The sequence below is a fragment of the Bradyrhizobium sp. USDA 372 genome (assembly GCF_053629095.1).
This window is the reverse complement of record NZ_JBRJHR010000001.1, coordinates 2,639,812-2,660,475: the sequence shown is the minus strand read 5'-3', so window position 1 is coordinate 2,660,475 and position 20,664 is coordinate 2,639,812. Positions and strand designations below refer to the sequence as shown.

Here is a 20,664-nt window from a genome sequence, read left to right as displayed (position 1 = left end):
GAGGTGAAGTTTGGCCCCCAAAATCTTTGGTTGAGGGGCCTCCAAGCCCTTCGACGGAGTGATGGTCGGGCAGAATCACCATGCTGGAGAATGAGCCGGGCACGAGTTTGGAAGGCGGGCTGAAACGCTGGCTCGAAAGTATCGGCCTCGGGCACTACACCGATCTTTTCGCGCAGCACCGTCTCGATCTCGACGTCATCGCGGATCTCACCGAAGCCGATCTGGTCGAGCTCGGATTGCCGCTCGGCGATCGCAAGCGGCTCCAGCGGGCGATGGCGGCGCTGTTTCAAGCGGAGACCACGGAGGCGCCAGCCGCGGCGGCGCGTCCGCAAATCCGGGCGGAAGTCGGAGCCGAACGGCGCCAGCTCACCACCATGTTCTGCGACATGGTGGATTCCACCTCGCTGTCCGCGCAGTTCGATCCGGAGGACGTCCGCGACATGATCGCGGACTTCCGCGAGACCTGCGTCCGGGTGGTCAAGCAATACGAGGGCTTTGCCGCCCGTTTCGTCGGCGACGGTATCCTGGTTTATTTCGGCTATCCGACCGCACATGAGGACGATGCCGAGCGCGCGGTGCGCGCCGGACTCGAGATCGTGCGGGTGCTGTCGACCGCACGCGCGGTCGAGCCGCGCGGTGCGCTCAGCCATTCACCCGCCGTCCGCATCGGGATCGCGACCGGCCTCGTCGTGGTCGGCGATCTGGTCGGGCAGGGTACCGAAGAACGCGATTCCGCGGTCGGGGAAACCGTCAATCTCGCGGCGCGCCTGCAAGGCCTGGCGCCGCCCAACGGCGTGGTCATTTCCGCTTCGACACAGTCGCTGCTGAAGGGGAAGTTCGACTACCGCAATCTCGGCGTCCACGACTTGAAGGGAATTCCCGAGAAGACACAGGCCTGGCACGTGGTGCGCGCCTCGCGGGTGGAGACCCGCTTCGCCGCCGCGATGGGCACGCGGCTGACGCCGCTCGTCAACCGCGAGGAGGAGATCGCGCTGTTGATGGGGCGCTGGCAGCAGACCAAGGACGGCGACGGCCAGGTCGTGGTCAAGTTCGGCGAGCCCGGCATCGGCAAGTCGCGCATCATCCAGGAGATCTTCGAGCGGGTATCGGGCGACCGCCATGGACAGGTCTCGCTGCAGTGCTCGCCCTACTACACCTCGACCGCGTTCCATCCGTTCGTCGCGCAGCTCAAGTTCACCCTCGGCCTCGATCGCGAGGAGTCGTCCGCGCTGTCGCTGGCGAGCCTGGAGAACGCGATCGCCGCCGCTCATGGCGACATCGAGCAGGTCACCCCGCTGTTTGCCGCGTTGCTGTCGATACCGACCGGAGACCGCTATCCGCCGCTCGAGCTGTCGCCGCAGCAGCAGAAGGATGCGACCGTCGTGGCGCTGGTCAACCATTTCCTCGGCCTTGCGCGCGAGATGCCGCTCGTGATCGCGTTCGAGGATCTGCACTGGATCGACCCGACCTCCCGCGAGGTGATCGACCTCCTGGTCGACCGGGTGCAGAACCGGCCGATCCTGGCGATCATCACCGCGCGCTCGGAATTCCAGCCGAGTTGGAACGCGCATTCGCACGTCACCACCCTGGTGCTGAATCGGCTGAGCCGGCAGCTGCGCACGACGCTGGTCGAGCGCGTCGCGGGGCGCGAGATGCCCAAGGAGGTCGTCGAGGAGATCATCGTCAAGACTGACGGCGTGCCGCTATTCCTGGAAGAGCTGACCAAGACGGTGCTCGAATCCAATCTGCTCACCGAGCGGCACGGGCGCTATGTGCTGTCGGGACCGTGGCGGCAGCTCGCAATCCCCGCCACCCTGACCGACTCCCTGATGGCGCGGCTCGACCGGATGGGACCCTCCAAGCGGATCGCGCAGATCGGCGCCACGATCGGCCGCGAGTTCTCCTACGAGACGCTGCACGCCGTCGCCAACACGCCGGCCGAGCAGATCGAGGCGGCACTCAATCATCTGGAGGAGGCGGGGCTGATCATGCGCCGCGGCCATCCGCCGGACGCGCTCTACTCCTTCAAGCATGTGATGATCCAGAACGCCGCGCATGCGAGCCTGCTGCACAGCGAGCGGCGCAAGCTGCATGCGCGGATCGCCCAGGTGCTCGCCGAGATGTATCCGGAGAAGACCGAGCGCGAACCGGAGCTGCTCGCCCATCATTTGACCGAGTCCGGCCAGAGCGAGGGCGCCGCCAGCTTCTGGCTCAAGGCCGGCAAGCAGGCGGCCAAGACCGGCGCCAACCTGGAAGCGATCGGCCATCTCCGCCGCGGCCTTAACGTCGTGCAGGCCAATACGCGCATGCAGGGCGCGGACGAGATGGAGCTCGAGCTGCGTATTGCGCTCGGCAATGCGCTGATCGCCGCCAAGGGCTACGCGGTGCAGGAGGTCGAGGAGAACTACATCCGCGCGCTGGAGCTCGGCCGTCAGCTCGACGACGACGAAAAGGTCTTCGCTGCCACGCGCGGGCTCTGGGTGTGCCATTTCATCCGGGCCGATCTCACCCGCGCGCACGATCTCAGCGTCGAGCTGTTGAAGTTCGCCAAGTGCGAGCGCCTGAACGAGCGGACGCAGCCGGCGCAGCAGACCGGCTATCTGATCGAGGCGCACCGCGCGATCGCGATGACCATGTTCTATCGCGGCCGCTTCGCAGCCTCGCAGCACCATCTGCACCGCTGCATCAACCTGTTCAGCCCCGATCTGCACTCCGACCTGATGGAACGGCACGGCATCGATCCCGGGGTCGTCTCGCTGTCCTATCTCGGTTATCTCTTGTGGTTCCTCGGCCGGCCCGACGCCGCGCGCCAGCACAGCGAGCAGGCGATCGCGAACGCCGAGAAGATCCGCCACCCGTTTACGCTCGCCTTCGCGCTGGTGTTCGGCGCCTATCTCCGGCAGCATTTGCGCGACGTGGAAGGCACGCGCGACCACGCCAACCGCGCCATGATCATTGCCACCGAGCACAATTTCCTGCACTGGAAGCAGCAGGCGGCGATCCTGCGCGGCTGGGCGCTGGCTCAGCTCGGCGAAGCCGACGAAGGCCTCGCTCAGATGCGCTTCGGCCTCGACGAGTACGAGGCGATGGATTCCTGGCTCGCCGGCTGCTGGTTCCGCTGTCTGCTCGCGGAAACTTACGCCAAGGTCGGGATGCGCGACGCCGCCTTGCGCGCGCTGGATGGTGCGCTTGCGACCGCAAGGCGGACCGGCGATCACTTCTATCTGGCCGAGGTCTATCGCCTGCAAGGCGAGATCACGCTGGCGGGTGGCGACCCGGCGTCGGTACAGGAGGCGGAGGACCTGTTCAGCCTGTCGCTGGAGATCGCGCGCAAGCAGGGTGCGCTGTCCTGGGAGCTCCGCACCGCCGTTTGCCTCGCGCGCCTGTCGCATCAAGCCGGCAAGCGCGAGCACGCAAGGCTCCTGCTCACGCCGATCGTTGGCAAATTCAGCGAGGGCTTTCATACGCAGGACCTGAAGCAGGCGATGCAGCTCGTCGAGGAGCTCGGTATGGACGCGCCGGTGCGCGAGCAGGCCGGTCATGTGACATGAGCGATCTTGCCGCCGCGCGTGCGCGCTATGTGGAGCTCATCGCCAGGCGCGAGCGGATTGCCTCAAGGCGTCTGCTCGATGCGCTCGCCGCCGTCCCGCGCGAGAAGTTTCTGCCAAGGGGACCGTGGCGCATCAAGGGCGAGGCGGCGCGCAGCTACCGGCTGACGCCCGATGCCGATCCCGTTCATCTCTATGACAACGTGCTGGTCGCCATCGATGCACGCCGCAAGCTCGACACCGGCCTGCCGAGCCTGTGGGCGCATTTGATCGACATGCTCGACGTCAAGCGGGCGGACCGTGTCGTGCAGATCGGCTGCGGTCTCGGCTATTTCTCGGCGGTGCTGTCGATCATGGTCGGCGAGAAGGGCCGTGTCCATGCGATCGAATGCGACGAGCGGCTCGCGGCCCGAGCGGCGAGCTATTTGCGCGACTATGGGAACGTCACCGTCGTCCACGGCGATGGATGCAAGGACGTGGGCGAGCCCGCCGACGTGATCATCGTGCATGCCGGCTTCTCGCATCCGCATCCGCTCTGGCTGCGGTCGCTCCGTCCGCGCGGCCGTCTTCTGGTGCCGCTGACCCAGCGCGACCGCGAAGGCGCCGCCCTCAAGATCAGGCGGAGGGCCAGGGGTTTCGAGGCAGAGGCGATCCAGCAGATCCGGATCTTCCCCGGCCAGGGCCGCGGCGTGAGCGCCCTCGACGACCGCGTCGCCGACTGGTGGCAGCGCGCCTCAGCCCTCGCAACGCTCCGCTTTCGCGGGCTGGAGCAGGGGCTGCCGTCGGATGAATAAGTTATTGATCAATAACAGTTTTATATCTTTCCGGCGTCTGCCATTGAACGCGCAATATATGTGAATTACATATTTCACAGCTTCAATGTGGTTTGGTGAGACATGCGGGATCTAAAGGAGTTTAGCGCGCAGGACCTGCAAAGACGGTTGGGCGAGGTCCAGGACGCGGCTCTTGTTGCGCCGATCGCGATCACACATCGCGGTCGCCGGCGGCACGTCATGATGTCCATCGATGAATTCAACCGCCTCGAACAAGCCGCCAGCGCAAGGGTCTACAGGATCGGAGAGCTGCCCGGCGATCTCGCGGAAGATCTGGCTAATGTCGAGATGGATTCCCGGCATGACCATCTCGACAAGTTGCTGGATTAGGTGACGGCTTGCGCGAGCAATTGCCGACACCCGAACCGGGCATGGTCGTTCGCTTCGATTATCAGTGGGCCGATCGCAAGCAGCCCCGGAAAGATCGGCCGGCCTGTGTCGTTCTCGTCAAGGTGCGGCCTGACCCCCGACCGCATCGGGAGGGTGATGAGCCTGCCCGTCTCGACGAAGTCATTTACCTACCGGTCAGCACCAAGCCGCCCCGCGCAGATCAGGCAGCTGTTCGTATCCCCGATCAGGTTCGACGTCATCTCGGGCTTCCCGGCGAATCCTGGATCGTGATCTCCGAGTGCAACGTCCAGTTCTGGCCGAACGATTTGTCGCGGGTTCCAGGATCTGGAAGGTGGCTATACGGATTTCTGCCTCCACGCTTCTTCCGTAGCGTTCGCGACCGGCTCCTAAGAGTTGAAGAGCCAGCGATTGAAGATGGGGAATGTGCGCTATCTGCCGCCGCGCACGAGGTCGTAGGTGTCCGACGGAACTCGAAGCAAGGCTGCCGTCGGATGGATAACACTTCGTTTCATTTTACCTTGATTCCGTTTGTGAGTTTCCCCGGTTTCACGGCGCCGCTATCAGTGCGGGCTGATGGCCATTTGAGCGTGCTCCATGCATTCCGTCGCCCTGCTGACCGCCAGCTACGCCAAGGATATCGAACGTTTTTCGCTGCTGAGCGAGAGCATCGACACCTGGCTGACGGGCTACACGCGGCATTATGTGCTCGTTAACGATGAGGATGTGCCGCTGTTCGCGCGCTTCGCGTCCAACAAGCGGGTCATCGTTCCGGCCTCGCGGTATCTGCCGAAATGGCTGTTCGCGCTGCCGCCGCCGCTTCAGTTCATCAGCAAGCGGCGCGTCTGGCTATCGCTGCTGTCGTCGCCCGTGCACGGCTGGCACATCCAGCAGATCCTCAAGATCGCTGGCGTCCTCAATGCGCCCGAGCAGCGCCTCTGCATCCTGGACTCGGACAATCTGTTCTTCCGCGAATTCGACGTCGGCCAATATGCCGGCGGCGAGCAGACGCCTCTCTTCGTCACGCGCGAAGCGATCGGTGCCGACCACCCCCTGCATGGTCTGTGGCTGCGCACGGTCGATCAGTTGCTCGGCATCAAGCAGCGCACCTTCCCGGCGGACGATTATGTCGGCAACGCGCTGGTCTGGGACAAGGACACCGCGCGTGCGATGACGGACGCGATCAAGTCGGCGACGGGCCTGAGCTGGGCGCTGGCGCTGTGCCGGAAGAAGAAATTCTCCGAGTATTTGCTTTACGGAAACTTCGTCGCGACCTCGCCGGAGCACCTGGCGCGGCATCGGGTCACCGAAGACAGCATCGCGGTCTCGCACTGGGACGACACGCCGCTCGACCGCACCGCGATCGAAGCGATGATGCGCACGGCCTCGCCCGAACAGGTCGCGCTTTGCATTCAGTCCTATTCGTCGACCTCGATCGATGACATCCGCGACGTGTTCCGTCTCTCGTCAAGCGACCGACGCGCGCCGAGCCTGGCTCCCGATCACATCGGCGATGTAGCCGCGTTCGAAACGCCCAAGACACGCTGATCTCAAGCGTCTTTCGTGAACTTGCTGATGACGTCCATGAACGGCTTCGGCTTGAACTCGCCGTCGAGTGGCAGCGGGCGATTCGGCTGCTTGTCCGCGCGGGCGAAGGTGCCGTTGATCCAGCTGTAACGGTCCGAGAGGCCCCAGGTCAGGATCGAGCGCACCGGGCCGCTCGCGGAAACGGCGGTCAGCAGGTCGTCGACGCGCTTGGCGACGACGGCATCGCGCTCCGCAGGACTTCCCGCCAGCTTCTGGTCGTCGACGTCGAGCTCGGTGATGAGCACCTCGAGCCCCCAGGAGCGCAGCTCGGTGACGAAGTCGGCGAGCCCGTGCGTGTCGATCTCGAGCTCGGCATGCAGATGCGATTGCAGCCCGACGGCGTGGAGCGGAACGCCCTGATCGAGCAGGTCCATGATGAGGTTGCGATAGGCCGCCCGCTTGGCGATGAAGGAATCCTTCGCCGATTCGATGTCATATTCGTTGATCGCAAGCTTGACGAAGGGATCGGCCGCGGCCGCTGTGCGGAACGCCAGCGCAATCCAGCTCTTGCCGAGATGCTGCGTCCAGAACGTATCGCGCCGGTCGGTGATCCCCTTCGGATTGTCCGGGATCGGCTCGTTGACGACGTCCCACGACGTCAGCTTGTCCTTGTAGTAGGAAACGACGGTGCCGATGTGGTCGAGATAGGCGCGCTCGACGCTCCTGCTGTCCTTGATCTGCTTGGTCCAGTCCGGAATGTCGTGATACCAGGCGAGCGCGTGGCCGCGCATGGTCAGATCGTTGTCGCGCGCGAAATCCAGGATCGCGTCGGCGCGCTCGAAGGCGAAAGTATGGGCGTCCGGCCGCAGCATCGGCCATTTCAGCTCGAGCACCGGCACCACCTGCGTGCAATAGGTGCTGATGGCCTCGCCGAGCCGCGGATCGGCTTGCAGGTCCCACAGCGTCGCCGCAGCGCCAAAGCCGGGACGGCGCTGGGCGCGTTTCGAGGCCGGCACCGCGGACGCAGATGCGCCCGCAGCAAGGGCCGCGGCGCTGCCGAGGAGAAATTCGCGTCTAGCGAGCCTGGTCACGTTGGGACGTTCTTTCTGCAACCAACGCGCCTTCGTACCAAGCGGTGCGGTGAACCGCCCGGGTTTCATGGCGTTCGGTTAACTCTGCAGCAGGGCGGGTAAAAAGGGACCCGGAAGCGAAAAACGCCCGAAAACATGGTTTCTTTTCCCTGATCCATCCGCCCGTGCAGCACAGCGCAAATTTAACGCTAACGCGCGAAAGCCGCTCCAGCGCCGCATTCGCCGCCCGATCTGCAGACTTATGTGACACTCTTGAGAGATGCTGCGGCGCAGTTCGTTCGCCCGCCAAGATCCAATTGGATCGAGCCTCGCCACACTCGCAAGACCGCTGACGGTCCCGTGCTCGCATGCTGAACCGCCATTTCTCGATCTATCTCGTCGCCTACATCCTGCCTGCGGCGGTGGGCTTCTTTGCCGTCACGGCCTATACGCGGCTGCTGAGCCCGGCGGAGTACGGCGTCTATGTCGTCGGCATCAGCCTTGCGGGCATTCTGGGTGCGATCTTCTTCGCCTGGATCAAGCTGTCGGTGTCGCGCTATCAGGCGATGTCGGCGGAGGTCGATTTTCGCGGCACGGCGATCGTCGCCTTTGCCCTGACTGTCGCCGTGCTCTGCGCCACCACGCCGTTGATTGTCCTGTTCCGCAGCGATGTCAGCGTCGAGCTGCTGCTCGCCAGCATGTTCGTCGCGATCATGGCCAATGCGGTCGATGTCGGCCAGGAGTTCGAGCGCGCCAAATTGCGGCCCTACCGCTTCGCGGCGATCTCGATCGTGCGCAGCGTCTCCAGCGTCGGCTTCGGTCTTCTCGGCATCTGGCTCGGCTGGGGTGGATTGGGACTTCTCGCCGCATTCGGTCTGGGCTCGCTCGCCGGCATCATCCTCAATCTCGTCGGCGACCGCACCAGGATTGCGCGTTTCCAGCGCAGCCAGTTCATGCAGCTGGCGCGCTATGGCCTGCCGCTGACGCTGGCCGGCCTCTCCGTCGCAGTTTATTCGGCCTGCGACCGGCTGATCGTCGCCTATCTGCTCGGCAAGGACGCTGCCGGCATTTTCGGTGTTGCCGCCGATCTGCCGCGCCAGTTCATGGTCATGATCGCATCCAGCGTCGCCGCGGCGACCGTGCCGCTGGTGTTCCGGTCATTGTCCGAGAATAACGGCGAGACGACGCGCGAGCGGCTGACCGAAAGCCTCGAGCTCCTGCTCGTCGTCGTGGCGCCCGTCGCGGTCTGGCTTGCGCTCGCGGCGGACCAGGTGGCCGGCACGCTCGTCGGCATCGACTTCCGCGCCGGCGTCTCGGCGCTGCTGCCGACCCTGGTGCTCGCGCGGCTTTTCGGCATCGCCAATCAGTTCTACGTGCAGATCAGCTTCCAGCTCGCTGAGCGGCCGTTCATGCTGGCGGCGCAATCCTTTCTCACGCTGGTGATCAGCGTGATCCTGATGTTCGCGCTGATCGGCGGCTACGGCCTGTACGGCGCGGCGCTGGCGACGCTGGCAACCGAGGCGATCGGCTTCCTCGTCGCACTCGTCCTGATGCATCGGGCCCATCCAGTCCCGTTCGAGCTCAATCGCCTCGCCGGCGTTGCCGCCGCCGCAGCCGCGATGGCGGCGGCAATTCTGCTGGCGCGCTCGCAAGCGGGCGGCACCGGCCTCGTATCGCTCGTCATCGTCAGCCTCGCCGGCGGCCTTGCCTATGCGGCTGCGGCCTGGCTGCTCAATGTTGCGAACGTGCGAACCTTGTCGCTGCGTGTACTGCGAACGCTGAACCGCAAGGCGTTGGGCGTCTAGCCGCGCCGCCGTGGGCGGCTGATCGGACATTCTGCCGCAGCGGTCGAGACCAGCTTCGGGCCAGCCTCGGCTGAAGGCCGCCTTCCGCCTGGGCGAGGCGTCGTATATGAGAGATTTGCCGCCGGAAGTGCCGAATCTCGCCACAGAGGGAACGTAAGGCGGCTGCGATTTCTTAATGCAATGACTCCAATTTGGCACGTGAGCGACACCAGCCGACTGGCAGTTCGACCGAGGATGGCATGAAAAACCGATCGACGACGGCGCAATCCATCAGGGCGGTGGGGCGCCGGGGGCCTGCCGGAATCATGGCGCTCGTGGCGGCGGCGACCCTTGCAGCGGTGGCCCCGGCGATTGCGGCCAAGCAGCAGCGCCAGGTGGCCGAGGCGGTGGCGCAGCGTGTGGCTGGCGAGCCGATCATGGCGATCGTGTCGATCAAGAGCCAGCAGGTCACGTTCTACGATGCCGATGGCTGGATCCTGCGCGCGCCGGTCTCGACCGGCACCACGGGCCGCGAGACGCCGGCCGGGGTGTTCGCCATCGTCGAGAAGGAAAGGGAGCACCGCTCGACGATGTATGACGATGCTTGGATGCCGCATATGCAGCGCATCACCTGGAACGGCATCGCCCTGCATGGCGGACCGCTGCCCGGCTACGCCGCCTCGCACGGCTGCGTGCGCATGCCGTTCGGCTTCGCCGAGAACCTGTTCGACAAGACCTATCTCGGGATGCGCGTGATCATCTCGCCGTATGACTCGGTCCCGACCGACTTCTCTCACCCCTCGCTGTTCGTGCCGAAGCCGGAGGCCATCGCGGCCGTGCCTGCTCGGGCCGACAAGCTCTCCGCCGAGGCCGAGGAGGCCACAAGGGCAGCCGACGAGGCCAAGAAGGCTGCGTCCGCCGCCGCGAAGGAAGCCGCCTCGCTCCCGGCCGCGCTGCGCAAGCTGGAACAGCAGAAGGCCCGCGCCGATGCCGAGCTTGCCTTCGCCGACAAGACGCTCGCGAATGCCAGGAACGATCAGGCCCGCGCCAAGGCCGAGGAGCTGAAGCAGAAGGCGGCAGCCAAGGCTGCCGACGCGGCGACGCAGCTCGACGCCGCCAGGGCCGCCGCGCAGCCGAAGCGCGATGCGGTGGCCGCGACCAAGGAAGCCGCGAAGACCGCTGCGGCCAGAAAAACCGAGGCCGTCAAGGCGGCGACCGACGCAAAGCTCGCCGGCGAGCCGGTCTCGGTCTACATCAGCCGTTCGACACAGAAGCTCTACGTACGGCGGAACACGCACAAGCCGGCGCCCGACGGCGGCGGCGAGGTGTTCGACACCAGCATCGAGGTCCCCGTCACGATCCGCAATCCCGAGCAGCCGATCGGCACGCATATCTTCACGGCGATGGCGAAGACCGGCACCGGCTTGCGCTGGAGCGTGGTCACGATCGAGAACGGCGACGAGGCACGCAACGCGCTCGACCGCATCACCATCCCGCAGGACGTGTGGGACCGCATCGGGCCGACCGCGTTGCCGCGCTCCTCGATCATCATCTCGGACGAGCCGCTGAGCAGCGAGACCAATTACCGGACCGAGTTCGTCGCGGTGCTGAGCAACGAGCCGCAAGGCGGCTTCATCACGCGCAAGCCGACCGCGCCTGCGATGATCGCGAGCGATGACGGCTGGGACAATAACGGCTTCGGCTTCTTCTTCCAGCAGCGCGATCCGTACGTCCAGCCGGCCAACCCGCGTCGGCGCAGCCAGTACCAGTATTATCAGCCGGCGCAGCCGATGCAGCGGGGCTTCTGGTAAGGACGTGCCGCGTCGATCGATGCCTGCGGCTACGGGCGGGCCTCGATCACGATCGCCTGGATCTTGCCCTCGACCGGACCGGAGCCATGGCGCGTCCGGATCGTCTCGGCAACGATATCGGTTGCGGCCTGAAGCTTGCCGGCATCCCGTGCCTCGATCTCGCTGCGCAGCGGCGTGCCCTGGCAGAGCGCAACGGCGACATATTCGGCTGAAGGCGCACGGCTGATTTCCGATCGGGTTTCGATCGAGATGTCGCGGAAGCCCGCTCGTTCGAGATCGCCCCTGATGACGGCCTTGTCGTGATAGCCGTGCGGCGTCCGGATCATGAAACGCGGCGGATCGTCGGGAAACAGCCTTCCGAGCGCGGCCGTGGCTTCATGCGTCAGCACGTTGTCCTCGATGCGATCCCAGACGTTGAACACGAACGTGCCGTCGCCCTTCAGGACGCGCTTGACCTCTCCATAGGCCTTGATGCGCTCCGGAAAGAACATCGCGCCGAACTGGCAGCAGACCACGTCGAACTCGGCATCGCCGAAGGGCAGGGCCATCCCGTCCGCCTGGCGCCAGGTGATGCGATCGTCATCCGCCTGGCGCTGCGCTGCGACCGCGAGCATCGGCTCGTTGAGGTCGGTTGCAACGTAGCGAACGCCGCGCGGCAGCGCCGCCGCCACGGCACGCGTCACGGCGCCGGTGCCCGCGGCGATCTCGAGCAAGACGGAGGGGGAGCGTGCGGCGATGCGTTTTGCGATGTCCTCCGCATAGACGGCGAAGATCATCGGGACGAGATACTCGTCGTAGATTTTCGGAATCGAGCCGGCGAAGACCTTGTCAGTGTCGGGCATGCTAGCCTCGCTGAAGGTTCGAACACGAGGTGCAGGCTACCACGGTTTCCCGCCAGGGCTAGCACCTCGCGGTCGATAGCGGCCTGAGCGGGATGTAGCTACGCTCATCACACCCACAACCGTCATCCCTGCGCAACTGCGAAGCAGTTGTCGCTGGAGGTGCGAGCCTTGCGATGCGCTCGCATCGCAAGGTGAGCCTCGAAGGATGGGCCGCAGACGCTTGCAGCTCATCCTTCGAGGCGCGCAAGGGCGCGCACCTCAGGATGACGGTCGTGCTCGTGGATATACAAGATCGCGTGCCTATCGCCCGTGCGACCGCGCACGACAAACAAGATGGTCGAGCGAGATGAGCCCGGGCCCGTAAGCCATGATGCCGAGCGCCATCGCCGCCCAGGTGAGGTGGATCGGCCAGCCGTCGGGCACCGTGAGCTCGACGATCACCGTCATGAACAGCAGCCCGAGCGCTGCGAACCGCGTGCCGAGCCCCAGCACCAGCAGGATCGGGAACATGATCTCGCCGCAGCCCGACAGGAAGGCCATCACCGTCGGTGCCGGAAAGTGATAGGGACCGCCCGGCAGATGCAGCATGAATTCGTCGCTGAACAGCGTCACCGCGGTGTCGTTGAGCTTGAGGAAGCCGCCCCATTTGAGCAGGCCCGAGCGCCAAAATGGCACGGCCAGCGCGAGGCGCAGCACCAGCTGGACCAGCGATGGCGTCGCGAGCGTCTGCACGAGATGATTGGCTCTGTCGATGATTGCTCCGGGCGAGGGCAGGCCGCTGGCGGTCGTCATGTGCTGGTCCGTGATCATGATGGGTCTCCGCAACAGAGCGAGGTGAAGGCGCCGGCTTCCATCAGCCCGGCGATGTTCGCGGCGATGTCGAATTCGCTTGCAGCCTCCAGCGCCGCCGCCGCGGCCTCGCCGAGCGGTCGCCCTGACATGAGAAGGTGCGCGAAGACCGCGCCGCCGGGTGGCAGGCGGCGCACGGCGACGTCGAACTCGCCTCGCGTGATCAGGGCATCCTCCGGCGTCGAGGCATCGATCCGCATGACCGGTGCGTTGTCGCGGTTGGCCGCAAAGATCGTCACGGCGGCGTAGTCCGAACGCAGGCATAGTGCGGCCGGGTGCGGAATGAACACCAGATCAGCCAAGCGATCGGGTGTCACCGCCACGAGCCGGGCCGGCGCCAGCGGCGCGGCGTCGGCGGCGTGATAGGCATCGAGCCAGGCCCGTTCGAGACGCGCGACGTCGGCGAGCCAGGGCATATCTTGCGCATGCTCGTAAGCTTCGATGAACTCCGGGAAATCGCGGCCGTATTCGAACAGCAGCGGCGATGTCGGCGGATGGCTGCGCACATGCAAGCGCGCCATCGCGCGGAAGAAATCGGTGCCGGTGATGCGCTGCACCGCCGGATAAATCGCGGCCAGCGCGTCGATCAGGCTGACCGTGACGTTGTTGCGGTAGACGTCGTAGCGCCGGCCAGCGGCTTTGCCGTTCGGGCCGGTGACCAGCTCAGGCGTGCTGCGTGCCGGATCCAGCAGCGCCGGCGCGAACGATTCAGCAAAGGAAAAGCCGGGTTCAGGCAGCATGACGGTCTCCTGCCATTGCTGCGGACTGACGGCGGTCGAGGATCGCCTGTGCAGCAGCGGCCTCCGCTTGCAGCACCGGCCAGTCCGGAATCTTGCTGTCCCATTCGATCAGCGTCGGCACCGGCCCGCGGCGTTGGATGACGATTTCGTAGAGCTTCCAGACGGCATCAGTGACCGGGCCGTCGTGGCTGTCGATCAACAGCAGGTCACCTTCGTCGTCGGCCTGCTCGGCATGCCCGGCGAGATGAATTTCCTCGACACGCGACAGCGGGAAATCAGCGAGGTAGTCGAGCGCCGAATATCCATGGTTGGTCGCGGAGACGAACACGTTGTTGACGTCGAGCAGCAGGCCGCAGCCGGTGCGCTCCGCAACGGCGCGGATGAATTCGGTCTCGCGCATCGAGGATTCGCGGAAGGCGAGATAGGTCGACGGGTTTTCCAGGAGCAGCGGTCGACGGATCGCCTCCTGCACCTGGTCGATGTGATCGCAGACGCAGGCCAGCGTCGCCGCGGTATAGGGCAGGGGCAACAGATCGTTGAAGAAGCTGGTCTCATGCGTCGACCAGGCGAGATGCTCGGATACCAGCGCGGGCTGATAGCGCGCGACCAGGCCGCGGAAGCGCGCCAGATGCGCCTTATCGAGCGGCCGGGGGCCGCCGATCGACATGCAGACGCCGTGCAGCGAGAGCGGATGATCGCGGCGGATCGCCTCCAGCGCGCGATGCGGCGGCCCGCCGGCGCCCATGTAGTTCTCGGCGTGGACCTCGAAGAAGCCGCGCCGAGGCTTCGCCTCGAGGATTGCGGGGAGGTGCTCGGGCTTGAAGCTCGTTCCGGCAACGCCGCCGATCGGCGTCGCGAAGCGGAGCGGCAGCGCTGCTGGCAGGGCCGGCTTGATTGTGCTCATCGTGCTGCTCCGTTCGCGCTTGCTGTTGCGCCGGCCGTTACACCGGCTTGAGCGAACCCTTCTTGCCGCCCGGCAGCTCGATGCTGGTGCAGGTGCCGCCCTGGACGAATTTCCAGGCATTACCCTGGTAGTCGGCGGTCGAGGTGCCCTGGCAGGTCGTGCCCGGTCCCGCCGCGCAATCGTTCTGGCCCTTCAGGGCGACGCCGAAGCACTTCTCCTTCTTTGCGGCGACGGCGGCATCGGCTTCGGCCTTGGTCAGGGGGCCGGCGGAGGCAAGGGTCGCGAGCGCGGTCGACACCGCACCGGCGAGGACGAGGGAGGTCACGGCATGTTTCGCAGACATCGAGGTTCTCCTGTTCGAAGTGGCATCGCCTGGGCGGGGATGCGCGCATGGTCTCCTTCGCTCCGCGCGCCGCCCGCGTTACGGCGGGCTGCTCACGAATCCGTGAGACCGAGTGGGTCGGGCGCACGGGCGGTGCGCTTGGGTGGGGATTAGCGGGCAAGTGGGCGACCAAATCCAATGCCTTGGCGCTATCGACACGTTAGAGCGAGAGCATTGGATGCGTCCTACCAAACTTGGCAGAGGTAACGGACGGTAGGAAATCTGCGTAGAGCGATGACAGGAGCCGTGCCCACCCAAAGGCGGATACAACCATGAACGTCGATCCCGGACGCCAACTTCGTGCGATCGCAAGGATGACGGTGAGCATCCGCCTTGCTGTGTCCGCGCTGGTCCTCACGGCGATCCTGCTGACCGCGGCGCTTTCCAGCCTGCTGTGGTGGCGCACGGCGGAGGCGGCCAGCCGGCAGCTCGCCTCGACCATCAACGAGCAGATCGTGGCGGCGGTGCGCAAGGAAGTCTCGGCCATCGTCGACGAGGCGCGGGCCGCGCACACCGCGATCCGCACCCTGTTCCTCCAGAACGTGCTCGACACCCGCGAGGCCGACAAGCGCGAGTTCGTCTTTCTCTCGCAATTGCAATCGCAGGCGACGATTTCCTGGGTCGCGTTCGGTTGGCCCGACGGCTCCTTCTTCGCCGCGCACAAGCTCGGCGATCGGCGCCTGGAGATGATGGAGATCTCGCTGACGGATCATCCGGGGCAGCGCCGCGTCGACGAATATGACGTGGTGCCCGGCGACATCGAGTTCGCCAACCGGCGCTTCGAGCCGACCGATTTCCGCGTCGCCGATGAGGCCTGGTTCAGGGCCGGGCTCGGCGCGGACGACCCGCAATGGTTCAGGGTGATGGACCACGCGACCGGCGAGCGCCCGTCGATCGCTTTCGCCGGACCGATCGACGTCTACCAGGAACGGCAAGGTGTGCTTGCCGTCATCATCGAATATACCAGGCTCGCGCGCTTCCTGTCGCAGCTGGAGGTCGGACGCACCGGCACCGCCTTCATCGTCGACGGCAGCGGCGAGCTCGTCGCAGCGCCCGACAAGGACGCCGACGAGCTCCATCCGGCGCGCGGCGACACGACGCTGCTGCCGCTGCCGCGCGCAGCGCTCGACCAGGCGGGCGAGGCCGGCCGCAAGGATGCCTGGCGGAGCCGGCTCACCTCGGGCGGCGCGGCCTATGAGGTTGCGCTGACGCCGCTGCCGTTTCCCGGCTGGTCGCTCGCGACCGTTATCCCCGAGGCCGAATTTCTCGGACCGGTCGAGACGACATTGCATCGCCTGATCCTCGGCGTCGCCGTCGGCGCCGTGCTCGCGGCGCTGGCCTCGGCGATGCTGGCGCGGTCCGTCATCGCCGCGCCGCTGTCGCGCGTCGTCGGCGAGCTGCGCCATGTCGAAGCCTTCGCGCTGGAGCAGGTCCGTCGCCATCCGTCGCGGCTCAAGGAGATCGCGAGCCTGTCGGGTGCAATCGCGGAGATGGCGGCCGGCCTGTCCGCCTTCCGCAAGTTCATCCCGGCGGATCTCGTCCGCGGCCTGCTGCGCCAGGGTGTCGAGGCGCGGCCCGGCGGCAGCATCCAGGAGCTGAGCGTGATGTTCATCGACATTGCCGGCTTCACCGGACTGTCGGAGCGGCTCGGCGATCGCGTGGTGCCGCTGCTGTCGCGCTATCTCGACCTCACCTCGGAGATCATCGTCGCCAACGGCGGGACCATCGACAAGTTCATCGGCGATGCCGTGATGGCGTTCTGGGGCGCGCCGCAGCCGCAAGACGATCACGCCGCGCGATGCTGCCGCGCCGCGCTCGCCTGCCGCCTTGCGGTCGAACAATCGGGCCTCGTCGACGATCTCGGCCAGCCGCTCCAGATCCGCATCGGCATCAATTCCGGCCGCATGCTGGTCGGCAATATCGGCTCGGAGCTGCGGCTGAACTACACCGTGATCGGCGATGCCGTAAACGTTGCGAGCCGGCTCGAAGGCGCCAACAAATCTTACGGCACGCAAATCCTGATCGGCGCGGCGACCGAACGCCTGGCGCGCGGCGCCGTCGTCACGCGCGAGGTCGACAGCATCGCGGTTTACGGACGCGAGGAGGGGCTGTCCGTTCACGAGCTGATCGGGATGGTGAACGATAATGCGGCGGGCAGCGGCACGATCGGCTGGATCGCGGATTACGAACGAGGTCTCGCCGCCTATCGCGCGCGCCGATTTGCCGACGCACTCGCCGATTTCGAGGCCGTGCTGAGGCAACGCGGCGACGATCGTCCGGGCGAGCTGATGCGTGACCGCTGCCGCCGGCTCGCTGCAGCTGCGCCCGACGTCACATGGCGGCCTGTGGCGGCATTGACGTCGAAATAGCCGCGCGGATTTTGCGACGTCATGCGCGTGCCGCGCATTCCGCAGGCCGAGCCCTTGAGCTCGCCGGGGCCCTATTGTAAGGGATCGCCTGGGTCTGCAGTTCACCCAGGCGTCAGCGTCCCGCTAAGCTTCTGCGTCATCTCAAGGCCGGCGCACCCGAGGCGTGGAAGGCGCGACATGACCGCAAATCCGGATGCATTGCCGTTCGCCGGGCCTGCTCCGGTCTCGGTGCAGACCTCCCGCGGGATCGTCCAATGCGCGGTCGCAGGCGAGGGGCCCGCCATCCTCGCCATTCATGGTGGCATGGGCGGCCACGACCAATCCTGGCTGCTCGCGCGTGCGCTCGCCTCGACGCTCGGCGACAAGCGGGTGGTGGCCGTGTCTCGCCCGGGCTATCTCGGCTCGCGCCTGGAGCTCGGTGCCTCGCCCGACGAGCAGGCTGATCTCTATCGCGAGCTGCTCGATGCGCTCGGGATCTCCAATGCGGCGGTCGTCGCGGTCTCGGCCGGCGGCCCCTCGGCGCTGCAATTCGCCGCGCGGCATCCCTCGCGCTGCCGCTCGCTGGTGCTGGTGTCGGCCTGCACGGGACGACTGCAAACGCCGCCGGACATCGCCGGGCGGCTGCGCATGATGCGCCATCTTGCGCGTCTTCCCGGATTGCCTCGGCTCCTGAAGTGGCGGGCTGAACGCAATCCGCAATCCGGTGCGCGCCGCGCGATTCCCGATGACGCGTTGCGCGAGCGAACTTTGCGCCATCCCGAGGCAGGTCTCTTATTGCGCACCTTGCAGTCGAGCGTGCTCGAGCATCTGCACGCCAGGATCCCCGGGACCGTCAACGACATCGCGCAATTTGCCGCGCTGGAGCAATTGCCCGCAGGAACGGTCTCGGCGCCTGCTCTCGTCGTGCACGGCCGCGCCGACGACGTGGTGGCGTTCTCGCATGCCGAGAACGCCTGCCGCGCAATCCCGCAGGCGAAGCTGCTGGCGCTCCCGGATGGCGGTCACGTCTCGCTGTTCACGCATCTGGACGCGGTGCGCAACGAGGCCGCTCCGTTCCTGGAGGGGCGCGCCGCTGCTCCGCACCCTCATCGCATCAGGGATCTCCATGAAGGCAACGCTGCTCAATCCTGAAAGCTACACCCGCTCGCCGTGGAAGAATGGCGGCGGCATCTTCACCGACATCGCCGACGCTCATCGGGCCGATGCGCCGCGGAAGGACTGGGACAGCCTGCTCTGGCGCTTTGCGTCGACGCCGATTCTTGCGCCCGGTCCCTTCTCCCATATGCCCGGCATCGACCGCTTGCAGATGGTGGTCGAGGGACGCGGGCTGGTGCTGAAGTCGCCGAGGCGGGAATTCGACGAACGTGAACCTTTTACGACGGTGCGTTTCACCGGCGAGCTCGAGATCGTGACCGAGCTCGAGGCGGGTCCCGTCGAGGTCGTGAACCTCATGGCGCGGCGCGGTGCGGCGGAGATCGACCTCCTCGCGCTGAAGGAGCCCGGCGAAAGGCCGCTCGCCACCGGCACGCATCTGGTCTACGCCCCGCGCGGCGAATGCCGCATCCGTCTCGACCATGAGGATTTTGCGATTCCCCGCACCGGCACGCTGAAGCTCGAGCTGGCCGGGCCGTCGCAGTTCGTGCTCGTCTCGGGCCTGGCGGTGCTGGGGTCGATCCGGCTTCTGGGGTAGAACTTCAGACCAATGCGCACAATCCGTGCAACTGGCTAGGTTGACGCCGCCCGGCCGGCGCACGATATCTGCTTCGTTAAAGACCGCACCCCGAGGGGCAGGATATGAATGCGCCAGATACATGCGCCCCCACGCAGGCCGACGGCGTCATCGACTGGCTGACCAACGGTACGCGCGACGAGCGCTACATCGACGACATCTTCGCGCAGATGTGCATCCGCCTGCAGCAGGTGGGCATTCCGGTGCAGCGCGCGACGCTCCATGTGCTGATCAATCACCCGCAATGGCTGGGCGCCCGGATGATGTGGTCCGACGGGATGCGCGAGGCTGAGATTGCGCTGGTCGATTACGACGTGCGCGAGCGGTCCGAATATATCGGCAGCGCCGCCAACGAGATCCAAGACGGCGCCGCCGAGGTGCGCGAGCGGCTCGCGCAGGATTCCGCGCATCGCCGCAAGCACGCCCCTTTATGACGAGATGCGGGCCAAGGGCCTGACCGACTATGTCGCCTGGCCGCTCTATCATACGCTCGGCAAGCGCCACATCGTCACTTTCGCGACCGCCCGGCCCGGCGGCTTCGAGGACGCCCACATCGCCGGCCTGAAGAAGCTGCTGCCGGTGCTGGCGCTGGTCAGCGAGATCCGCGTCAAGAATCGCCTGGCACGCACGCTGCTGGAGACCTATGTCGGCACGCATGCCGGCGAGCTGATCCTGGCCGGCGCCACAAGGCGCGGCAGCGGCACGACGGTGCGCGCGGCGATCATGATCTGCGACCTCAGGGACTTCACCAAGATCTCCGACAACTGGCCGCGCGACGACGTGATCGACCTGCTCAACGACTATTTCGACGCGATGTCGGAGCCGATCGCGCGGCACGGCGGCGAGATCCTCAAATTCATCGGCGACGGGCTGCTCGCCATCTTCCCGCTGCATCAGCCGAACGCCTGCGCCAATCTGCTGCACGCGGTGGGGGAGGCGAGGGGAGCCATGGCCGCGCTCAACGAGCGGAACAGCGGAAGCGGCCGCGCGCCGCTGAATTACGGCATCGGCGTCCACGTTGGCGACGTCATGTACGGCAATATCGGATCGGCCAGGCGGCTCGACTTCACGGTGATCGGCCCGGCCGTCAACATGGCCTCCCGCCTGGAGACACTGACCAAGACGCTCGGCAGGAACGTGCTGCTGTCACGCGATTTCGCCGAGCTGGTGGAGAAGCAGTTCGCGCTGGAGCATGTCGGCAGCCATGAGGTGCGCGGCTTCAACGCGCCGATCGAGCTGTATGCCTATCCGGCTCGCGCTACTTCCGGTTAGTTCCCGTGGCGTTCGGCAGGGCCTGCTGGCCGCCCTGGGTTTGCCTGGCCGGATCGTTGTCGCCCGGCCTCATCGTTGACGACTTCGCCGGTGCATTCGCGCCGCCGCTGTTGGCGTCCGACGAGGTATTGAGGCTGGAGGCGCCCGCGCCGGTGGTACCGCCGGTGCCGGTCGAATTGATGCTCGAGCCCGTCCTCGACGCACCCGCGCCGCTTTGCGCGAAGGCGGAAGGAGACGAGGCGAGAGCCGCGATGAGCCCTGCGATGACGAGTGCTTTCATGTCCGCTCCTGTGCTCGGCCCCAGGCGGCCCCGACCCGGCGGTCCGGGGGCGGGGCTTTGAGCCGGGGCCGCCATTTGCCGGAATAGTGAGACGCCGGCGAAAGGCCAATGCGCGGCAGCGCGTGGTCGTTCCAAATCCTTCGGCGGCCGCAAACCCGCTGAACTACGCCGACCAGCGATCCTGCTCTTCCTGGTGCGCGTGCTCGTTCAGCCGGTCGGCGATCTCGTCCGCAATCTGCTCGGTCTCGGCCGAAGCCACCGGCTCGCCCTTGTGGGTCTTCAGCTTGTCCTTGTCGGCTTCAATCGGAAAATCGTCGGGTGTCAGTCCGGTCGTCTTGTTCATGGCGCGCCTCACTGCATCCAGTTGCGGAAAACA

At 66.1% G+C, this 20,664-nt stretch carries 17 protein-coding genes and 1 pseudogene; 10 read left to right on the top strand and 8 right to left on the bottom strand.

Going from position 1 to position 20,664, the window contains the following annotated elements:
- Positions 1 to 80: 80 nt before the first annotated feature.
- The 4 genes from AB7M16_RS12655 (at position 81) to AB7M16_RS12640 (ending at position 6,277) form a co-directional block, all read left to right on the top strand.
- Positions 81 to 3,551, top strand: a complete 3,471-nt coding sequence (locus AB7M16_RS12655) for an ATP-binding protein (RefSeq protein ID WP_453944102.1) — start codon at positions 81 to 83, stop codon at positions 3,549 to 3,551.
- Positions 3,548 to 4,342, top strand: a complete 795-nt coding sequence (locus AB7M16_RS12650) for a protein-L-isoaspartate O-methyltransferase family protein (RefSeq protein ID WP_453944101.1) — start codon at positions 3,548 to 3,550, stop codon at positions 4,340 to 4,342. The genes AB7M16_RS12655 and AB7M16_RS12650 overlap by 4 nt, the downstream gene beginning before the upstream one ends.
- Positions 4,343 to 4,444: 102 nt before the next feature.
- Positions 4,445 to 4,711 carry a type II toxin-antitoxin system Phd/YefM family antitoxin gene (locus AB7M16_RS12645; protein WP_212259253.1) on the top strand — a complete coding sequence of 89 codons (267 nt, stop codon included), beginning with the start codon at positions 4,445 to 4,447 and terminating at the stop codon, positions 4,709 to 4,711.
- 615 nt (positions 4,712 to 5,326) lie between these two features.
- Positions 5,327 to 6,277: a DUF6492 family protein gene (locus AB7M16_RS12640; RefSeq protein WP_453944100.1), complete on the top strand. Its 951-nt coding sequence runs from the start codon at positions 5,327 to 5,329 to the stop codon at positions 6,275 to 6,277.
- A gap of 2 nt (positions 6,278 to 6,279) precedes the next feature.
- On the opposite strand, the gene AB7M16_RS12635 is transcribed toward AB7M16_RS12640, so the two are convergent.
- Positions 6,280 to 7,347 carry an endo-1,4-beta-xylanase gene (locus AB7M16_RS12635; RefSeq protein WP_453944099.1) on the bottom strand — a complete coding sequence of 356 codons (1,068 nt, stop codon included), beginning with the start codon at positions 7,345 to 7,347 and terminating at the stop codon, positions 6,280 to 6,282.
- A gap of 347 nt (positions 7,348 to 7,694) precedes the next feature.
- Between AB7M16_RS12635 and AB7M16_RS12630 the strand changes: the two genes are divergently transcribed.
- Both AB7M16_RS12630 and AB7M16_RS12625 read left to right on the top strand, forming a co-directional pair.
- Positions 7,695 to 9,131: a lipopolysaccharide biosynthesis protein gene (locus AB7M16_RS12630; protein ID WP_453944098.1), complete on the top strand. Its 1,437-nt coding sequence runs from the start codon at positions 7,695 to 7,697 to the stop codon at positions 9,129 to 9,131.
- 239 nt (positions 9,132 to 9,370) lie between these two features.
- Positions 9,371 to 10,921 carry a L,D-transpeptidase family protein gene (locus tag AB7M16_RS12625; RefSeq protein WP_453944097.1) on the top strand — a complete coding sequence of 517 codons (1,551 nt, stop codon included), beginning with the start codon at positions 9,371 to 9,373 and terminating at the stop codon, positions 10,919 to 10,921.
- Positions 10,922 to 10,950: 29 nt separating this feature from the next.
- On the opposite strand, the gene AB7M16_RS12620 is transcribed toward AB7M16_RS12625, so the two are convergent.
- The 5 genes from AB7M16_RS12620 to AB7M16_RS12600 form a co-directional block, all read right to left on the bottom strand.
- Positions 10,951 to 11,763 carry a class I SAM-dependent methyltransferase gene (locus AB7M16_RS12620; RefSeq protein ID WP_453944096.1) on the bottom strand — a complete coding sequence of 271 codons (813 nt, stop codon included), beginning with the start codon at positions 11,761 to 11,763 and terminating at the stop codon, positions 10,951 to 10,953.
- A gap of 300 nt (positions 11,764 to 12,063) precedes the next feature.
- A complete protein-coding gene (locus AB7M16_RS12615) occupies positions 12,064 to 12,573 on the bottom strand; it encodes a DoxX family protein (RefSeq protein ID WP_260382325.1) in 510 nt (169 codons plus the stop codon).
- On the bottom strand, positions 12,570 to 13,352 hold the full coding sequence (locus AB7M16_RS12610; protein ID WP_453944095.1) for an HvfC/BufC N-terminal domain-containing protein: 783 nt from the start codon (positions 13,350 to 13,352) through the stop codon (positions 12,570 to 12,572). The genes AB7M16_RS12615 and AB7M16_RS12610 overlap by 4 nt, the downstream gene beginning before the upstream one ends.
- Complete coding sequence (bufB, locus tag AB7M16_RS12605; RefSeq protein ID WP_453944094.1) at positions 13,342 to 14,256, bottom strand: MNIO family bufferin maturase; 915 nt, start codon at positions 14,254 to 14,256, stop codon at positions 13,342 to 13,344. Before bufB ends, AB7M16_RS12610 begins: the two co-directional genes overlap by 11 nt.
- 37 nt (positions 14,257 to 14,293) lie before the next feature.
- Positions 14,294 to 14,599, bottom strand: coding sequence for a BufA1 family periplasmic bufferin-type metallophore (locus tag AB7M16_RS12600; protein ID WP_212259244.1), 306 nt, complete (start codon positions 14,597 to 14,599; stop codon positions 14,294 to 14,296).
- A 311-nt stretch (positions 14,600 to 14,910) separates the two neighbouring features.
- Here AB7M16_RS12600 and AB7M16_RS12595 point away from each other — a divergent pair, with 311 nt between their 5' ends.
- From AB7M16_RS12595 to AB7M16_RS12580, 4 genes and pseudogenes are all read left to right on the top strand, one after another.
- A complete protein-coding gene (locus AB7M16_RS12595; protein ID WP_453944093.1) occupies positions 14,911 to 17,007 on the top strand; it encodes an adenylate/guanylate cyclase domain-containing protein in 2,097 nt (698 codons plus the stop codon).
- Between the two features lie 177 nt (positions 17,008 to 17,184).
- On the top strand, positions 17,185 to 18,138 hold the full coding sequence (locus tag AB7M16_RS12590; protein WP_453944092.1) for an alpha/beta fold hydrolase: 954 nt from the start codon (positions 17,185 to 17,187) through the stop codon (positions 18,136 to 18,138).
- Complete coding sequence (locus AB7M16_RS12585) at positions 18,113 to 18,697, top strand: HutD/Ves family protein (protein WP_453944091.1); 585 nt, start codon at positions 18,113 to 18,115, stop codon at positions 18,695 to 18,697. Before AB7M16_RS12590 ends, AB7M16_RS12585 begins: the two co-directional genes overlap by 26 nt.
- 104 nt (positions 18,698 to 18,801) lie before the next feature.
- Positions 18,802 to 20,008 (top strand): annotated as a pseudogene (locus AB7M16_RS12580) (adenylate/guanylate cyclase domain-containing protein).
- Here the strand turns inward: AB7M16_RS12580 and AB7M16_RS12575 are convergent.
- Both AB7M16_RS12575 and AB7M16_RS12570 read right to left on the bottom strand, forming a co-directional pair.
- Positions 19,995 to 20,288 (bottom strand): hypothetical protein, encoded by a 294-nt coding sequence (locus AB7M16_RS12575; protein WP_453944090.1) that lies wholly within the window; start codon positions 20,286 to 20,288, stop codon positions 19,995 to 19,997. The pseudogene AB7M16_RS12580 and the gene AB7M16_RS12575 sit on opposite strands and share 14 nt — an antisense overlap.
- Before the next feature lie 163 nt (positions 20,289 to 20,451).
- The gene (locus AB7M16_RS12570) at positions 20,452 to 20,631 is read right to left on the bottom strand and encodes a hypothetical protein (protein ID WP_036035855.1); all 180 of its coding nucleotides are present in this window, start codon (positions 20,629 to 20,631) and stop codon (positions 20,452 to 20,454) included.
- Positions 20,632 to 20,664: the final 33 nt, after the last annotated feature.